This is a genomic window from Sphingobacterium psychroaquaticum (genome assembly GCF_900177625.1).
GTDB classification, from domain to species: domain Bacteria; phylum Bacteroidota; class Bacteroidia; order Sphingobacteriales; family Sphingobacteriaceae; genus Sphingobacterium; species Sphingobacterium psychroaquaticum.
In genome coordinates, this window is record NZ_FXAU01000002.1 from 124293 (window position 1) to 141860 (window position 17568).

21 protein-coding genes are annotated in these 17568 nt (G+C 40.2%); 2 read left to right on the forward strand and 19 right to left on the reverse strand.

The features are described from left to right. Window positions 1–17: 17 nt before the first annotated feature. On the forward strand, window positions 18–500 hold the full coding sequence (locus B9Y69_RS05930) for a hypothetical protein (RefSeq protein WP_085472109.1): 483 nt from the start codon (window positions 18–20) through the stop codon (window positions 498–500). A 1-nt stretch (window position 501) separates the two neighbouring features. Here B9Y69_RS05930 and B9Y69_RS05935 read toward each other — a convergent pair whose 3' ends face one another. The 12 genes from B9Y69_RS05935 to B9Y69_RS05990 form a co-directional block, all read right to left on the reverse strand. Beyond that, a complete protein-coding gene (locus B9Y69_RS05935; RefSeq protein ID WP_085472110.1) occupies window positions 502–1272 on the reverse strand; it encodes a DUF3050 domain-containing protein in 771 nt (256 codons plus the stop codon). A gap of 49 nt (window positions 1273–1321) precedes the next feature. After that, on the reverse strand, window positions 1322–2065 hold the full coding sequence (locus B9Y69_RS05940; RefSeq protein WP_134430782.1) for a LytR/AlgR family response regulator transcription factor: 744 nt from the start codon (window positions 2063–2065) through the stop codon (window positions 1322–1324). A gap of 203 nt (window positions 2066–2268) precedes the next feature. Then, window positions 2269–2748, reverse strand: coding sequence for a hypothetical protein (locus B9Y69_RS05945; protein ID WP_085472112.1), 480 nt, complete (start codon window positions 2746–2748; stop codon window positions 2269–2271). Between the two features lie 114 nt (window positions 2749–2862). Further along, window positions 2863–3579, reverse strand: coding sequence for a 16S rRNA (uracil(1498)-N(3))-methyltransferase (locus B9Y69_RS05950; protein ID WP_085472113.1), 717 nt, complete (start codon window positions 3577–3579; stop codon window positions 2863–2865). 14 nt (window positions 3580–3593) lie between these two features. Continuing rightward, complete coding sequence (locus B9Y69_RS05955) at window positions 3594–4904, reverse strand: hemolysin family protein (protein WP_085472114.1); 1311 nt, start codon at window positions 4902–4904, stop codon at window positions 3594–3596. A gap of 10 nt (window positions 4905–4914) precedes the next feature. Further along, entirely contained in the window at window positions 4915–5457 is a 543-nt protein-coding gene (locus B9Y69_RS05960) for an inorganic diphosphatase (RefSeq protein WP_085472115.1), read from the reverse strand. Next, a complete protein-coding gene (locus B9Y69_RS05965) occupies window positions 5450–6109 on the reverse strand; it encodes a DedA family protein (protein WP_085472116.1) in 660 nt (219 codons plus the stop codon). Before B9Y69_RS05965 ends, B9Y69_RS05960 begins: the two co-directional genes overlap by 8 nt. A 63-nt stretch (window positions 6110–6172) precedes the next feature. Then, window positions 6173–6592, reverse strand: a complete 420-nt coding sequence (locus B9Y69_RS05970) for an HIT family protein (protein WP_085472117.1) — start codon at window positions 6590–6592, stop codon at window positions 6173–6175. 184 nt (window positions 6593–6776) lie between these two features. Continuing rightward, the gene (greA, locus tag B9Y69_RS05975) at window positions 6777–7250 is read right to left on the reverse strand and encodes a transcription elongation factor GreA (RefSeq protein ID WP_085472118.1); all 474 of its coding nucleotides are present in this window, start codon (window positions 7248–7250) and stop codon (window positions 6777–6779) included. Window positions 7251–7447: 197 nt separating this feature from the next. Further along, window positions 7448–8143, reverse strand: coding sequence for a response regulator transcription factor (locus tag B9Y69_RS05980; protein WP_085472119.1), 696 nt, complete (start codon window positions 8141–8143; stop codon window positions 7448–7450). Window positions 8144–8148: 5 nt separating this feature from the next. Then, on the reverse strand, window positions 8149–9822 hold the full coding sequence (locus B9Y69_RS05985) for a sensor histidine kinase (protein ID WP_134430770.1): 1674 nt from the start codon (window positions 9820–9822) through the stop codon (window positions 8149–8151). 2 nt (window positions 9823–9824) lie between these two features. Continuing rightward, window positions 9825–11678, reverse strand: coding sequence for a S9 family peptidase (locus B9Y69_RS05990; RefSeq protein WP_234991115.1), 1854 nt, complete (start codon window positions 11676–11678; stop codon window positions 9825–9827). Between the two features lie 316 nt (window positions 11679–11994). On the opposite strand from B9Y69_RS05990, the gene B9Y69_RS05995 reads away from it, so the two are divergent. Next, window positions 11995–12285 (forward strand): DUF4286 family protein, encoded by a 291-nt coding sequence (locus tag B9Y69_RS05995; RefSeq protein ID WP_085472122.1) that lies wholly within the window; start codon window positions 11995–11997, stop codon window positions 12283–12285. Here the strand turns inward: B9Y69_RS05995 and B9Y69_RS06000 are convergent. The 7 genes from B9Y69_RS06000 to B9Y69_RS06030 form a co-directional block, all read right to left on the reverse strand. Then, window positions 12282–12683 (reverse strand): DUF983 domain-containing protein, encoded by a 402-nt coding sequence (locus B9Y69_RS06000; protein ID WP_085472123.1) that lies wholly within the window; start codon window positions 12681–12683, stop codon window positions 12282–12284. The genes B9Y69_RS05995 and B9Y69_RS06000 overlap by 4 nt on opposite strands. A gap of 5 nt (window positions 12684–12688) precedes the next feature. Then, window positions 12689–12961, reverse strand: a complete 273-nt coding sequence (locus tag B9Y69_RS06005) for a hypothetical protein (RefSeq protein WP_085472124.1) — start codon at window positions 12959–12961, stop codon at window positions 12689–12691. Window positions 12962–12996: 35 nt separating this feature from the next. After that, on the reverse strand, window positions 12997–13683 hold the full coding sequence (locus B9Y69_RS06010; RefSeq protein WP_085472125.1) for an RluA family pseudouridine synthase: 687 nt from the start codon (window positions 13681–13683) through the stop codon (window positions 12997–12999). A gap of 12 nt (window positions 13684–13695) precedes the next feature. Continuing rightward, a complete protein-coding gene (locus B9Y69_RS06015) occupies window positions 13696–14685 on the reverse strand; it encodes an MlaD family protein (protein ID WP_085472126.1) in 990 nt (329 codons plus the stop codon). Window positions 14686–14691: 6 nt separating this feature from the next. Further along, window positions 14692–15465 (reverse strand): ABC transporter ATP-binding protein, encoded by a 774-nt coding sequence (locus tag B9Y69_RS06020; RefSeq protein WP_085472127.1) that lies wholly within the window; start codon window positions 15463–15465, stop codon window positions 14692–14694. Between the two features lie 6 nt (window positions 15466–15471). Then, window positions 15472–16230, reverse strand: a complete 759-nt coding sequence (locus tag B9Y69_RS06025; RefSeq protein WP_085472128.1) for an MlaE family ABC transporter permease — start codon at window positions 16228–16230, stop codon at window positions 15472–15474. A gap of 203 nt (window positions 16231–16433) precedes the next feature. Next, window positions 16434–17444 carry a D-alanine--D-alanine ligase gene (locus B9Y69_RS06030; protein ID WP_085472129.1) on the reverse strand — a complete coding sequence of 337 codons (1011 nt, stop codon included), beginning with the start codon at window positions 17442–17444 and terminating at the stop codon, window positions 16434–16436. Window positions 17445–17568: the final 124 nt, after the last annotated feature.

Here is a 17568-nt window from a genome sequence, read left to right on the forward strand (position 1 = left end):
TATACAACAAACAAGACATGAAAAAAAATATAATATCGCTCTTTATACTTTTCCTTTCGATTGGCTTTGCACAAGCACAGATTGGTCGTTTTCCGGATGCCAATGTTCCAGATCACACACCTATGATGAACAAAACTTGGGAAGCCATTGATAAGATGATGTACAAAGTAACGTACGAAGGAAATAAAAAGGTATATACACCGAGCTATCCTCCCGTATTAAAGGCATTAGAGAATAAGGTGGTAGAACTACCGGGATACCTTGTTCCTTTGAACAGTGGCCGTACGCATACAACTTTTATGATTTCCGTTCTACCGGTGATGCAATGTATGTTTTGTGGATCGAATGGAATCCCACCCATGGTTGAGGTATTTATGAAAAATGGTTCGGTCAAATTCACCGAAGAACCTATCAAAGTGAAAGGTCGAATGAAATTTAATCCCGAACCATTAAAAGGGAATGCTGAAATTCAGATTATCGATGCTGTGTTGGTAAAATAAATTATTTACCCAGCGAATCCAGGATAGCATCCCATAAGGCTATTCTTTTTTGAAGAGCTTGTTTGGAAACCGTGGTCATCTCCTTCCATTTTTGATCATCATCGCCCGCAAGCTCTTCAATCATTTTCATGGCCAACGGACCATGCTCGTCTCCATCCAATTCGATATGCCGCTGGAAATAATAGATAAAATGTTGCAGATCTACGTCGGGAAAGCGTTGTTGTATTTCCGTTAAGATGGAGCTGAACATATCCGGAATTAAATCCTCTCGCCCAAAGGTAAAAGCAGCCGCTATTTCATGTGGTCTACCGTTCGATACCGTCTCAAATGTAAAAGCTAAAAAGTCTTTAATCCGTGGATCAAGCTCCGATTGCGCGATGCTATCCATGATAGCCTGACGCTCCTTTACATCTTTCAAAAATACAGTGACAGGTATTGTATCGGCTTCCATGCGCTCCATCGCATCCAAATACATTTCAAAGTGACTGAGGCGACGCCCATCGATGTATTCATCGGATTCTTCAGCCAGCACAATCTCGTTAATCAGATACCGAGTTGTTGGGTATTCGCTGGCAAACCAAGGAATTGTTGTACAGGTTAATTGTATTTGTAATGCTTTAAGAAGCGACATAAAGTCCCAAACCGCATAAACATGTCCTTCTGTAAATTTACGAAGGTCTGCTATGGTCTGAATTTGTGCATATAAGGGGTGTTGCAGTAATATATCCCGTTCTTCTTTTATAGCTTCGTTAATGATGCTGATTCTATTCATACGGCAAAAATACGTGCTTCCATTCAATTGGCGATCACGCTAAATAATTTTATGGCAAATTAATGAGATTACCGGACCAGTGCCTAATTTGTTTGATTCCCATTCGTGCGTAAAGTTGAGCACGATATTGCATACCGATATTAATCTCTTTATGATTTTTTAAAACAACTTTGACCGCGTTCATGCTAACAATATGATCCATGTTAACAATAAAGGATCGGTGGACCCGCACAAAAGTGCGCCATGAAAGCTGCTCTTCTATATCTTTCATCTTACCCAACAGAATGTGTGGAGCCATGCCAGTCACGGTGTATATTCGCGCATAGTCTCCCCATGCTTCCACATAAAGGATTTCATGTATCACAATAAAAACTGTGTGACCTCTATCCTTATATTTAAAGTACTTCATCCCCCCATCTATCTGCCGATAAAACATTGCACGCTGAACTTTAATGACGGCCTTTAAGAGACGGTCTCTGCTTAGCATTGATTTCAAAATAAAGTCAATAACATCTAGCTCAAACCCTTCGGTCGCATATTCGGGATATGACGTAATAAAAATGACAAGTGGTGGCCTCTCTAATGATTTAAGAAATGAAATACCATCCATTCCCGACATCTGTATACCTGAAATAATTAAGTCCACCTCCCTAGATGTAACTAGTTCTAATGCGTGATCGGTGCATGGGAAAGATCCGAGAACTCGAAAAACATCAATATCTGAAACGAGCGATTCAACGTGTAGTCTAGCAACAGGATCATCATCGATTAAGACTGTTTTTATTATGTGCATAAGTAACGCGTACAGATCAACACTGGGTAAGGGACTATCGATAGCATACCTATCCCCGCATAAATTGGTTCGTTTTCGTATTTCTTTTAAAAAAGAAGTAGCGTATAGTAAACCTAATAAAAAAACATCACCAAAACAAATATAATTCTGCTTTAGCAATGTTTTTCAATCAATAATTTTAAAACACACCTTGCAAGTGCGTGCTAGAATCTAAATCTAAGACCTGCCTGAAATGTCGCTACATCAACAAATTCACTTTGGCTTGTAGAGAATTTTGGTGCATAGATGGCAAACACTCCTATTGGAGTTTTAGGAACATGGTAGTCAAAACCGCCCTGCGGCACAAGTGAAAATGGTCGTTTTTCAACTGCAGAGGACTGTCGACTAAAAAAGTCAAGTGTCAGCTCCCCGCCGACAATAAAGAATAAGCCATCAGTAAGAATAGGAAAACCATATAAATACCCGAGTCCTATAGCCCAATCATTTCCATCTGAGAAACTAAAGTTAGTTTGAATCTGATGCTGTCCGCTAAGACTCAACTTATATTGTACTCCGTAATACGTCGCGATTGCCATCCCTGATTCGAAGTTAGGCGCAATATACACCGAAACTGCATGTCGCTGCTGTCCTTTAACAAGCGTGATAACGAACAGAAAAAAAATAATAGTCAGTAGTTGTTTCATCTCATGATTTTAAGATCATGCGTAAATATATACTTGTTTAAGAAACAGCACGTTTCTTTTCGATGAAACGAAGATTAACTAAGATGAAATCCAATAAAGAGGCAAAAATGTAGGTTATCCCCGATTCAGAAGTGAAAACTCAACGCAGCTTACTAGAGCAGCTGTTTCCGTACGCAGGCGACTATCACCAAGGCTCACGGGAGCAAAACCTTGCGTCAAGGCATCATTGATCTCCGTCGAAGAAAAATCCCCCTCCGGTCCAATTAAAATCAGATAAGAGCCTTTAGGCTGACAAACATCAGCGACATACCGTTTCTCACCTTCTGCACAGTGAGCAATCAGTTTAGTCTGATCCAGACCAGCCTGTTGTTTTAAAAACTGTGTAAATGTAATCGCAGGGTTTATCTTTGGGAGATAAGCCTTCAACGATTGCTTCATAGCCGAAGCAACAACCTTATTCAGACGATCCACTTTAACCTCCTTACGTTCGGAATGCTCCGAGATAATCGGTGTGATCTCTTGAATACCAATCTCTGTAGCCTTCTCCAAAAACCATTCGATACGATCGATATTCTTCGTTGGCGCTACAGCGATATGTAAATGATAAGAAGATTTTTGAAAATCAACTTCAACCCTATTAATCTGTAAGGTTGTACGCTTAGGATGTGGATCAATAATTTCAGCATCATACCAACCACCAACACCATCGACCAGCACCACCGCATCACCCTGTTGCAAACGCAACACACGGATAGCGTGCTTACTTTCCTCTTCGCTAAGCAAGAACTGTTTATGGTGAGGGGCAATATCAGCCGTATAAAATAAATGCATCCAACTATAGCTTATTAGTCGTTATCATCGTTCGGTGTTTCCACCAAATCCAATTTCACGAATTCGATATTCTGTTGGGTCTTTTTAATGATCGTGAATGAGTATCCCTCTACAATCATGCGTTCACCCACATCCGGGATTTTCTCAAAGTAATGGCTCACCAATCCCGCCATAGTATCATAGTCTGAGCTTTCAGGCAATTCTAACGGTAAATATCCGTTAACATCATGCACACTCGCTCCAGCATCTACCATATATTCCGTTTCCGAAATACGCTCTACAACTGGTGTTTCCTCATCATACTCATCCTGGATCTCTCCGACCAACTCTTCCACAATATCTTCCAAGGTAACCATCCCCGCTGTTCCACCAAACTCATCCAAGACAATAGCGATCTGGATACGCTTCAGCTGAAACTCCGTCATCAGGTCATTGATTTTCTTGGTCTCCGGAATGAAATAAGGCTTCCGCATAATATTCTTAAGCACAACCTCTTTTCCTTTCACGATGATCGGGAGAATATCTTTGGTATGTACAATACCAACAATCTGGTCAATATTATCATCGTAGATCGGCAGGCGCGAATACCCCTCTTCCGTCACGGTATTGATAAAATCTTCAGCGGTATCGTTCACCTCGATCGCAATAATCTTCGTACGGGGCACCATGATATTCTTAACGATACGTTCATTGAAATCAAACACATTTTTGATAAGCTCGTGCTCTGCGGTGTTTAGCGCACCACTTTCCTTTCCTTTTTCAAGAAGGTATTGAAGTTCTTCCGAGGAGTGGTTAGACTCATGTCCATGCACTTCAATTCCAACCAAACGAAGCAAGAAATTGGCAAAACCATTCAAGACCCAAATGATCGGTTTAAACAGAAAATAGAAAAACTGCAACGGAGCTGCAATACGCATGGTGGTAGCTACCGGTCTATGGATTGCAATAGACTTAGGCGCCAATTCACCGAAAACGATGTGCAAGAATGTGATGATACTGAAGGCCAGAACGTGACCTAAATTTTTGGCTAACGGCCCGGTGAGTTCCACATTAAAAAGACCAAAAAATTGATTGACAATTTCAGTCATTACGGCTTCTCCGACCCAACCCAGGGCAAGAGAAGCTAATGTTATACCTAATTGCGTTGCCGCAAGATAGCCATCAAGATGTTCTGTGATATTCTTCGCCATTTTGGCGACTTTACTTCCAGACTTAGCTTGTAGTTCTATTTGCGAGGCGCGTACTTTGACAATAGCAAATTCCGCCGCCACGAAAAAACCATTAGCTAACACTAGAAAGAATGTCCAGAATAAATCGAGAGCCATGCGTTATCGCTTACTTATTTGTGAACTCTTTGTTGTACAATTCAATACTTTCTAACAAAATCTGTTGTGCCTTTTCACGACCTTGAATTCCTTCTACCACAACATTTTTCTTCTCTAGCGCTTTGTAGCTTTCAAAAAACTGAACAATCTCCTTCATCACGTGAGGCGCTAATTGTTCAATATCATTGATATAGTTATAGATAGGGTCATTTTTAGCAACAGCGATAAGTTTATCATCCTGCTCACCACCATCAACCATATTCATAACACCAATAATTTTTGCTTCGACCAAAGTCATCGGTAAAATATCAACAGAACAAATCACCAAAATGTCCAATGGATCGTTATCGTCACAGTACGTCTGTGGAATAAATCCATAGTTAGCCGGATACACAACAGAAGAACTCAAAACACGATCTAATAACAATAGGCCTGTTTCTTTGTCGAGTTCATACTTTCCTTTAGAACCGTTTGTAATTTCAATAATTGCATTTACCGAATTTGGCACATCACTTCCAGGAGATATCTGGTGCCAAGGATTTTGTTTACTCATTAATATTAGTACTGTTTGTTTGTTTTCTTGTTTTTAACCAACGTTTTAATAGGGCTATCGCTATTGGCAAAAACGCAATAACAATAAGTCCTACGATAATATATTCTACGTAATTAATGATTGCAGGAAACTTAACCCCCAAAAAGTAACCCGTCAATGTCAGTAAGCTAACCCATAAAAGAGCACCTAAGACATTGTAAATGACAAACTTCCTGAAATTTAGCTTTACAACTCCCGCAAATATCGGTGCAAATGTACGAATAATAGGCACAAAACGTCCTATGATTAAAGCTGTTCCACCATATTTCTGATAAAACTCCTCTGCCATCACAACATATTTACGTTTAAACAACAAGGAGTCTTGCCGTTTAAAGAGCATGGGGCCCGTTCGATACCCAAACCAATATCCTGTAAAGTTACCCAATATCCCGGCCCCCAATATACCAAAGTACATGGTGACAATATCAACATCGATTTTCCCTAAAGCACAAAAAAGCCCCGCTAAAAACAATAAATAATCTCCCGGCAAAAAGAAGCCAAAAAACAATCCAGTTTCAGCAAAGACGATCAATATAACAATATAAAATCCGCCATGGCTTAACAAATGTGCTGGATCCATTAACTGTTGGAACGATACCCACAAATCTTGCATATCCAATAATTATTAATTTGTAAAGCCCAACTTAGCAACATGCATACGTCTCATCTGCTCTATTTAAATTGTTGTGGGATTAGTTACGTCCGAAATTGCTGAACGAATATCTTCTGCAATTTGCGTCATTTCTTCCGCAGGAATGCTCAGCTTGGGGCGAGCAAAATTCATATCACTTACTTCATTAATAGGGATCAAATGGATGTGCGCATGTGCAACTTCCAGACCCACAACAGCGATTCCAACCTTTCGGCAGTCAAATACTCGCTTTATTCCCTGTGCTACAATTTTCGCAAAGACCCACATCCCCATATAATCTTCATCGTTTATATCAAAAATGTAATCTGTTTCTTGCTTAGGAATGACCAAAACATGCCCCCGCGTTAACGGGCTAACATCTAAAAATGCTAAATAGTCATTGCTCTCTGCTACCTTAAAGGATGGAATTTCACCGGACACTATCTTTGAAAAAACTGTTGACATAGCTTATCTATTTAAGAAATCAAACAAACTTAGATAAATTTACTTTTTTTAACAAATGTTTCTCCAATTCCGTGCCGTGTTTAGCGCATAGAAAAACGGTTGCCAAAAAATGACAACCGTTACAAATACGTTGTATCTAAAATTATGTACGGTTATGGCAAAACCGCACATAACCAACTAAAAACTATCTAGATATCTCTAAGATTTCAAATTCCATAACACCTGCTGGAGCTTCGATTTGCGCTACTTCACCAACCGACTTGCCCAACAAACCTTGTGCAATCGGAGACTTAACAGAAATCTTACCTGTTTTCAAGTCCGCCTCTGTCTCCGAAACCAACTGGTAGGTCATCACAGCATTGTTCTTTTTGTTCTTGATCTTCACATAAGATAACGCCAAAACTTTGGAGGTATCAAGTGTCGATTCATCGATCAATCGCGCGCTTGCTAAAACTTCTTCCAACTTGGCGATTTTAGTCTCATGCAACCCTTGCGCTTCTTTTGCAGCATCATACTCTGCATTTTCTGACAAATCCCCTTTATCGCGAGCTTCAGCAATAGCTTTTGCAATATTTGCTCTTCCTTCTGTTTTTAGATAATGCAATTCTTGTTTAAGCTTATCTAATCCCTCTTGTGTGTAATAAGTTACTTCTGCCATATTTATATTACTTTATTTTCAAAATTTAAAACGTAGCCGTACCCACTGATGATAGAGCGTATAAAAGGGCTTATCATCATTACGTACAAAGACCACTAAAAAACAAAAAAAAGACAAGACCATACTGCCCTTCATCAGGACAACATGGTCTTGCACGTTGCTTGCTAAATTAACAATCAACTTTTATATAAACAAATTTATTCCTCTTCGGTATCAATAAATTTATATCCCAATCCCCGGACTGTCTGTAAAAAATGTGGTTTATCCGGGTTTGTTTCAATTTTCTTACGTAAACGTACCGCATGCATATCCAATGTTCGCGTATTCACGTTCGAGCTATACCCCCAAACAACTTCCATCAGCTCCTCCCGCGTTATCTCCTTTCCAACATTCTGAAGAAAATAAAGAAGAATTCTATTTTCCAATATCGTTAACTCAATTTTCTTTCCATCTCGGATTAACGAGTGAATATTGGGATGGTGCTCAGTCCCCCCAAAAGTATATACATCATTACTCTTCGGCAGAAAAAAGCGCACCTTGTTCTCGATCATCGCAACCAGAACGTCCATATTAAATGGCTTGGTGATGTAATCCGTTACCCCATAGCTGTAGGCGTCAATTTTATCTATATCTTGCGATTTAGCGGTCATCATGATAATGATATTTTCGAAACCCGCCTTCCGCACTGATTCACATACCGCAATTCCTTCTTTTCCGGGCAGCATCCAATCCAACAACACAACATCTGGTTTATCCGCTAAAATCAGTGCCTCCGCCTCCAATCCGTTTCCAGCTTGAATAACGGTATACCCCTCGGTCTGCAAGCGGTGCGTTACCAAGAACCTTAGGTTCTCGTCGTCTTCAACAACTGCAATGGTGATGTCTTTACTCATAATAGTTATATCTTTTTTGGACCCAGTGGTAAAAATAACGTAAATGTTGTCCCTTCATTCAGCACACTATCTACCTTTATCTCCCCACCCATAAAATCAACAATTTCTTTACAGAATGCTAGTCCCAAACCAATACTCCCCTGTTGATTGAATTGATTCTTTACTCTATAAAATTTCTTAAAAATACTATTAAATTCCTTTTTATTGATACCTATTCCACGATCTTTAAATTTAATAACAAAATTCTTTTTATTTTGTTGCATTTCGATACGTAGATATTTACGCTGTGGCTCTGAATATTTATACGCATTATCGATTAAATTCTGAAACACACTCAACAATAACGTTGTATCTACGACCATATCATTTTGGACATCGATTGTATAGCTAAAGTTTAAATCGGGATATTTAAGTTTAACCGCTTCAAAAATTGGCGCACAGAATTCTTCCACACCGACTTGCTCCTTATTGGGCTTAATAGATTTATTTTCTATTTGCGCAAATGAGAGCAGTTTATTCATTAAGCTATTCAACTTATCGGCTTCCTGGTCCAATATCTTCCCATACATCTTCTGTTCCGTAGCCGATAAATTCTCCGCGCTCTGGATATTGTTTCCAGCTATTTTTATCACACTGACTGGAGTCTTAAACTCGTGCGTTAGGTTATTGATAAAATCATATTGCAACTGGAACAGCTTACTGTTAATAATTACATTTCGGTAAATAAGATACGCAATAAGTAGCAGAATGATATACACTAAAGAAATACCAAGACTCACAGGTAAAAATCGCCGATTGATTTCCTTATTGATAAACCGTTCGGAACTCACAAACTGAAGTTTATAATCGGATAGTGCTCCCGGCAACGACAGTTCCGTTTCAAGATGAAAATGTTGGTCACTGACATTGCCTGAAACGATAGGCACCACGGTGATGTGCTCATATAAATTGGGCAATACATTTTTAACCTTGATTCGATTCGGATTAATAATAAACATAAACAAATCCTGATCATAAGACATCACAGGGACATCGAAGATGGACATCATTCGCTTATACGTCAACATATCCGTAATCCGCGGGATATTCATATAAGAAACCTTACCCGCACTCATCGCGTAAAACACTTTATAGATATCATTGTCAGACATCTTCGTGGAATCATTAACACGATCTAAAAAACCGACAAATTTCAACACCATATTGTTGAAATCTTCCGTATACAAACGCGTATCACTACTACTCTTCCGTTGTGAGACCAACCGGTTTTTATGATCTAAACCAAAGGAGATAATATTTTTGGGATACACCATAAGATGGTTATACTTAATCCCGAGCTCCACCGAATCTGAATTTGTTACGGTGAGATCGTAGAAAAGTATCTGTTCCACAAAAGGATTCTTACGCAAAACATCATTCGCATAACCCGATGCTTTAACCGAATCCAAAAAACCTTGATAATACGAGATCTCTGGTATCTTTTCATTAAAAAACTCGTTAAAAGCAAGTACCGACTGATCAAAAACCTCAACTTTTCGGTTATTAAACTCACCTTCGATCAGGTTTACAATCATCTTACGTGCAAAAACCATAGACACCACAAACAATACGGTAACCAGCACCATAAAGGCGACCAACAAATGGAAAATCTTGCGATATTTTAGTTGATTATAAGCCACGATTATTTCAGATATTCCCGTAAGAACAGTTCTACTTCTTGGTAATAATTAATAATATTTTCCTCGTTTCTAAAGCGACGACCTTCTTCCTCTCGGTAAATATACTTCACCGGAACATTATTATTCTTTAAACGTTGTACAAATTGATTTGCATCGGTCAGTGAGCTGTAGCTATCCTTTCCTCCCTGTGCAAATAGAACTGGTATTTTAACCTTGTCCGCGTGAAATACAGGAGATATCGCCTTAAACATATCATACTCCTTGGTTGGGTTACCAATAATGTTATAAAATAACTTAACGTATTGTTGCTGATGCGGCGGGATTTCCTTTAGATAGGTAAACAAATTGGTATACCCCGATAGCGAGATAGCACACTTATAGAAAGACGAATTATATGTCGCACCATGGAGTGCCGAATACCCACCAAAGCCAGTACCCATAATCGCCACCTTATTCTTATCCACAACGCCTTGGTGGATCAGCCACGTAACACCGTCGATAATATCCGATTGTATCTTTCCGCCCCATTCTTTAAATCCGGCTGCCCAGAACTTCTTACCATAGCCGGCTGACCCTCTATAATTAGGTTGAAATACCAAGTATCCTCGGTTTGCCAGAAACTGTACCTCTGCATCAAAGTCTATACTTTCACGGCGATAGGGACCATCGTGTACCAAAACCACCACCGGTAGATCCGTTGTTACATTCGAAGCCGGGTAAGTTAAATAACCGTGCAGCGTCAAACCATCTCTACTCTGAAAAGAAATCGCTTTTTTAGGCAACAACTCCACTTTACTCAGCTTGGGATTCACATCAGACAGAAGGGTGGCCTCATTTTCCAACACATCGTAATGATAAATACCTCCGGCATTGATATCCGTATAAATGCGAACAATCCAGTGTAATTGTTCTCTGTCCGAATCTATAATATCGATAGATTGTCCCTTAAATTTACTGGATAGCTTATTAAAATGTTCTTCAAAAGTTTTATCAAAAAAATGCTTTTCACTTTTATCGATGGTATATTCGCTATACACCAATTCCTGCTGATGAAAAGAATAACCAGAAGCATCCAAATCGACCTTCTCATTGCTATAAAGAACATTTTCTTCACGTCCCGTTGCGGTATTATATTCTACCAATGCCAGCTTATCTCGGTTATAGTTCGATAGCGCATAAATATTAGTTGAGGAATTTTTTACATAACCCAACGGCTGAATCAAAGTTTGGTAATCGGTAATAGCCACTTGCCTGAACGGCTCACTCTCATTGGCCCGATAAAGCATGCTTTCCTGTACGCTATCACTGGTTATAGCCAACCGTACTTTGCCATCTGGTGCCGCAAACCAAGTGGAAATATTACCTGGATTTTGTGTCACCAACACCGGTTCAGCACCATTTAAATATATTCTGTAGAGATCAAACACCGTCGAGTCACGGCTATTCATGCTCGCCAACAGATAATCACTCTTCTCCTTTTGTGGATTTAGCCAACGGAGTTTTGCTTTACGCGTAGGCAATAACTTATGCATTTCCTCGGTTTCAACGGAAATACCAAAGATACGCAAACTATCGTTCATCGACTGCGCATTGGAAAATACGATCGTAGAATCCGAAGCCCAAAAGAAATACTGCACATTGATATCGGATTGATACGTCAACTGTTTCGATTTACGCTTATCCTCCAAATCCAATACAAAGATATTTTTACAATGATCATCGATACCGAGGTAAGCGATTTTTTTACCATCAGGCGAAATCCGGAAGTTCGTTTTTTCTGGTTTTACGAAGAAATCCTCTATGGGGATTAATTTCCCATCTCCTTGCTTTTTTCCACATGAAACGATAACGCACATGATACATCCGATAAAAAAGCAAAAAGAAAGTCTAAACATATATAATCTCATTGTTCTCCCAAAGATTGTCAAAATTTAATGATTTTTAACATATGCAACCTTATTTTTACAGGCCGAGCGTTACACGTAGTCTATTTATAATCGCTTACCGATCTGATATTTCAATTCCTTCTCCGCCTATATTATAACCATACATCCGTATAAAACAGCCTTACCGGAGAGCAAATCGAGGTAGAAGTAAACATAGTAGTGTAATAATCGCGACCGAACGAAGCTCCTGTTCACTTCTTTTGTATAGATTTTACTAATTTCGCGTATGATTTTATATAATGTCTCCCTTATTATTGAAGACAGCGACCACGACATGTTGCTCGACTGGTTGAAAAGCACGTTACGTCAAAACCGTTACGAAGCAAAATTTCTTAAAATGTTGGACAGTCCGCATGATGGTTCAACGTACTGTATTCAAATTGTAGCACAAAACGAAGATATGATTAACAGCTTTCAGCTGGAAATACTGCAACAGCTACAAGAACAGATCGCAATACGCCACAAAGACAAAGCTTTTATCTTTGACAGCCGTATGCAATATTTGACACTCGATTAATTGTTCTCCCCTGCTTGTTCATCCTGATAAGCAGGGTTATAGCGCACCTTCGGCGTTAAGTAATGAAGTAATACTAAACGCGAATAACGCAGGTTGAACGGTGCAAAAATAAAGATAGCCGCAAAAAGAACAACAACATATAACCACGGCGATTCACTATGTGTTAACATGGCTGTTCCTAAGCCCAACGTTACAACCTCCGCAACCGAAAAGGCATAACTCACATACATTGCCGCATAAAAATAACCCGGCTCAATCTCGAACTTTAAACCACAATGTGGGCAGTGCTCATACATATGTTGCTTACGAAGTCCATAAACGGGGCCATCAAACATTTTGCCCACCCGACAGCGCGGACATTTCGACTGCAATACAGCTGTAATTCTCGAAATCGCCATGAGTTTTATTTTTCGAAAGGAGATACCTGTTTTGCGGAATGATTTTTTCTGTATTTTTTATACCACAAAATACCTATTCCAACAGCAATAAGGTAGGGAATCGCCAATAGAAACAGAATTCCGTCATTCAGACCCTTCCCTTGTGTATTACCATTTGTAGCACTATTTTCAGCATTTAATGAACACATAGCACATTGTGCAGAAACTTCAGTCACGAAGAACACACTCACCAAAACGGTCATACAGACCGCAATAACAAAAAGATACTTCGATTTCATATCACAAAGGTACTTATTTTTGTATAGAGTACGCCTTACAACAACACATTAAACTTTTCCCAAAAGCCATCATGTGGAAGCTCGGCAACGATCGTCATCTTTTCATCCTTTACCGGATGGTTAAAGGTCAGCGACCTGGAATGTAAACAAATGGAACGGCGTAAACTTCCTCGTGGATAACCGTATTTATTATCTCCCACAATAGGGCATTCCATATACGCAAGTTGGCAACGGATTTGGTGCGTGCGCCCTGTCAATGGAGTTACCTTCAACAAATAGTAACCATCCAGCTCTCCCACAACCTCATAATCGAGCTGCGCAAAACTACCGCCTTTCACTTCCCGATCATAAGCTTTAGTTATCATCTTCTTGCGATCCCGCAAAAGCCAATTCTTTAAGGTATCGGCCTGCTTAGGTGGACGGTTACGAACAACGGCCAAATAGCTTTTAGATACGTCCCGATCATGAAACATCCGGTTCATCCGGTCTAATGCTTTACTCGTCTTCGCAAAAAGAATCATGCCGCTCACCGGACGGTCTAATCGATGAATTACACCGAGAAATGCCGCATTCGGTTTATTATATTTTTCCGCCAGATACTCTTTCACCATATCTTCCAGCGACTTATCCCCTGTCGTATCTTCTTGAACAATATCACCTGCCCGCTTATTGATTGCAATCAGGTGGTTGTCCTCGTATATGACGTCCTTGTCTGTTATCATTAATCGTCCCTTCTAGTTAACAGCTTTCAGCGCCTTCTCTTGTTCTTTTAGCTGTTTCTTAAAGTAACCTCGGAACAAGAAATTGCTCTGCAATGCCTTCATATTTTCATCCAGCTTCGCCGTACTTGCGTTTAAGTTATTCAAGATCGCTTTGATTTCGACTGCTGTTGCCGGGTCATTTAACAAGACCCCAACCGCGTTGTCTTTATCATTCAACCGTTTCGAGGTTTCATTCAAATTAGACATCAAAGCCGTTGCGGTCTGCGTCACACCTTGTAGTTGTGCAGCCGACTGACGTAGGCTAGCAAATACCTCCGTATCTGTCGTTAAATCGTGAATTAACCCTTGGTTTCCATTCAGCTTGGTCATCAATGCGGCTAAGTTGGCCGTAGCTTTATTTGCATCGCTCATTACTTTATTTAATGAGCCAACAGATCCTTTTAAAGATTCTGCAATAGTAGAATCCGTCAACAACGCGCCAACCGTACCTTTTCCCTCCACCATTTGCTTGGAAAGAATAGCAAAGTTCTTCGTAATCTCGACCAAATTCTCATTGTTGGCCTGTAGCGTTGCAAACATCGCCTCCGTATCCGTACCATTCACCGACTTAATCACGTCGCCGTCCTTAATCGGAGGTACACGATCCGTCCCCCCAACCAAACTCACGATCGCATTACCGATAAGACCATCGGAACCCAGTTTCGCGTTCACATCTTCACGAATAAATTCGCTAGACTTCTCTTCGATATGCATAACGACTTTAACATCGTCGATACTTTGGAATGTAATCTCTTTAATGATTCCGACTTTAACACCGGAAAACCATACATTATTTCCAACTTTTAAGCCCTTAACGTCCTTAAAAAAAGTAGTTATCACGAGGTTTTTACTAAACTTATTCTGTTGTGTCCCCAAAACCAAAATTCCGGCAACAAGAATTATTAAACCTACTAAAACAAATAACCCGACCGTAAGCGTACGCTTTCTTTCGCTTGTACCCATATGTATTTAAACAATAAAATTATAGTCATAAAATGGTCTGACCCGTTCGTCATCCGTATCAAAAATCTCGGCAAAAGAGCCTTGTCGTTCAAATTTACCATCCAACAACATCACCATACGATCCCCGATCATCTTCGCACAAGCCAAATCATGTGTGATAATAATCGAAGAAGTATTATAACGCTCCTGTACTTCATTAATCAACGAGTTAATATCTAAGCAAGTAATCGGATCCAATCCTGCTGTAGGCTCATCATACAACATAATATCTGGTCGTAAGATCAATGTCCGCGCAATACCAATTCGTTTCCGTTGCCCACCAGATAATTCAGACGGCATCTGGTTTATGGCACGCGACAGTCCCACGCCCTCCAACACCTCTTCCACTTCTCGATCAATCTCTGCACGCGATAGATTACGTTTATTACGGACCAATGGAAACTCTAGATTCTCACGCACCGTCATACTATCATACAAAGCACTATTCTGAAAAGAAAAACCGATGCGCTGTCTTAATGCCCTTAGCTCCTTATCTGTCAAACGGTTTACCACCTCACCGAGAACTGTAATATCTCCACGATCCGGATTCAATAACCCCGAAATAAGCTTAATTAAAACAGATTTACCCGTTCCGGAACGTCCCAAAACAACTAAATTTTCCCGATTATACAGTTTAAGATCCACATCTCTTAAAACGTGTAAATCACCAAATGATTTACTCACTTTATCAACATGGATAACAACATCATCGTAATTTATATTTGCCTTACTCTTTTCCATACGACCTTAACCTACTAATGAAAGTATCTGAACAATCAGTAACTCCTCTATAAAAACCAAGAACATCGAAGCCACTACCGCTGCGTTAGCAGCTTTCCCGACCCCTTCAGTACCCTTGGACGAATAATAACCGATGTATGAACTCGTAAAACCAATGGTAAACCCAAACACGACAGCGCGCAACACCATCGCAAATATATCTTTCGCCGCAATAGCCTCGAATACTTGTGTAAAGAAGGCCAAGAAACTTAAATCATCTTTACCAGCAATACTCAGGTAACCACCCAATAAACCAATACCTGCAACATAAAAACACAATACAGGAATCATCGTGGTCGTCGCCAAAATACGCGTAGAAACCAAAAACTTAGTCGGATTGGTTCCCGATACTTCCATCGCATCAATTTGCTCTGTCACGTTCATCGAGCTTAACTCCGCACCAATCTGTGACCCCACCTTACCGGAACCGATAAGCGCCGTTACCAACGGGGCCAAAGCACGAACAATAGCAATGGAAATCAACTTAGGCAACCACGAGGTCGCACCAAATTCCTCCAAGGAAGGTCGCGATTGTTTGGTAAAAACAAAACCTACAATAAAACCAGTTAAACTAATCAACGGAAATGACTTCCATCCTATTTCATAACACTGCCGGATAATTTCCTTAAACTCATAGGGCGGAGATACCACTTCTCTCAAGAAACGCATCATAAAGCGATGGATTCTTGCAAACTCGAGCAGTAGATTTTCTATTTTACGTTTCATTTATATTATGTAGGTAATCCTAAACACGCTTAACTCTTACTTTCCATCCTGCTAACCTAAGGATGCGCATGACCGCAATAGTTCCAGAGGATTATCGAACCTTTAATCGATAGGCGTCCATGTCCTTTGGCTGTTCGGATAGCGACCATTTTGCCGGTTCCGAGTGCCACTTCGCAGAGAAATAATCGAGCAAAGGTACAAAACTAGTCAGTATTGACCAAAGCAGCTTCTATAAGTTCTGTGTAAAAAGCAGTTTCTTTCATTCCGAAAGCACGTACTTGCTGCGGAATAAAGCTTTGCGCCGTTTGTCCAGGAATGGTGTTTATCTCAATAAAATAAAAATTGTCTGTCCCATTCTCCAGGAAAAAATCAACACGAACCATGCCTTTACAGTTTAAGCGAACAAAGATCTCCCGAATAATGCGTCCAGCCCGTTCCTGCTGCTCCACCGTCAGATCAGCTGGTGTAATTTCTTCCGTCAGTCCCGGTGTATATTTTGCTTCAAAATCGAAAAACTCACGTGTTGTCTTCACTTCGGTAGCAGGAAGCACAACGAGTTCGCCCTGCGCATTCCGGAAAATACCTTGGGAAAATTCACGGCCCGTTACAAACTCTTCCACCAACACCTCTTGCCCCGTTCCTTCCGCATCATAGGCTTTATCCAGCGCTTCCTGTAGCGCGTCAATCGTTTTAACTTTCGTCATTCCAATACTACTCCCACCAGCATTTGGTTTTACGAAATAGGGTAATTTCAAGGCATCAGTCACCATACCATAAGCTTGGGCACGCTGGCTCTCAAACAGTAAAACCGACTTCGCAGCATACATCTCAGGCACTCCTGTCAAAACCGCCTTCGTATACCCTTTATTCATGGTCAGCGCCGAGGTGAGTGCATTGCATGAGGTATACCGCAAACCGATCATATCAAAATAACCTTGTAAACGACCATCCTCACCCGGTGTTCCATGTAGAATAATGAACGCGACATCAAATGTCACTTTTTGTCCATTCTGCACAAACGAAAAATCACTTCGGTCAATCGTAAAGGTTTTTCCTTCCGCATCCAGATAATACCAATCTTCTACCGTGATATGTACAGGATAAACGTCATAGCGCGCTGTATCCATCTGTGATTGTACAAAGGCGGCACTTTTTAAAGAAACCTCTGCCTCGCCGGTGTAACCTCCGGTAATTAATGCTACTTTTGTTTTCATCTATTGTTTTTTCAATGACTGATGAGAGCGTAATGTGAATGATAATAGACACCTAGGCATACTCATTTACATCTCGGTTTCATAAATTATATTAAACGAAGACAAATATAATTTGCGTTACACG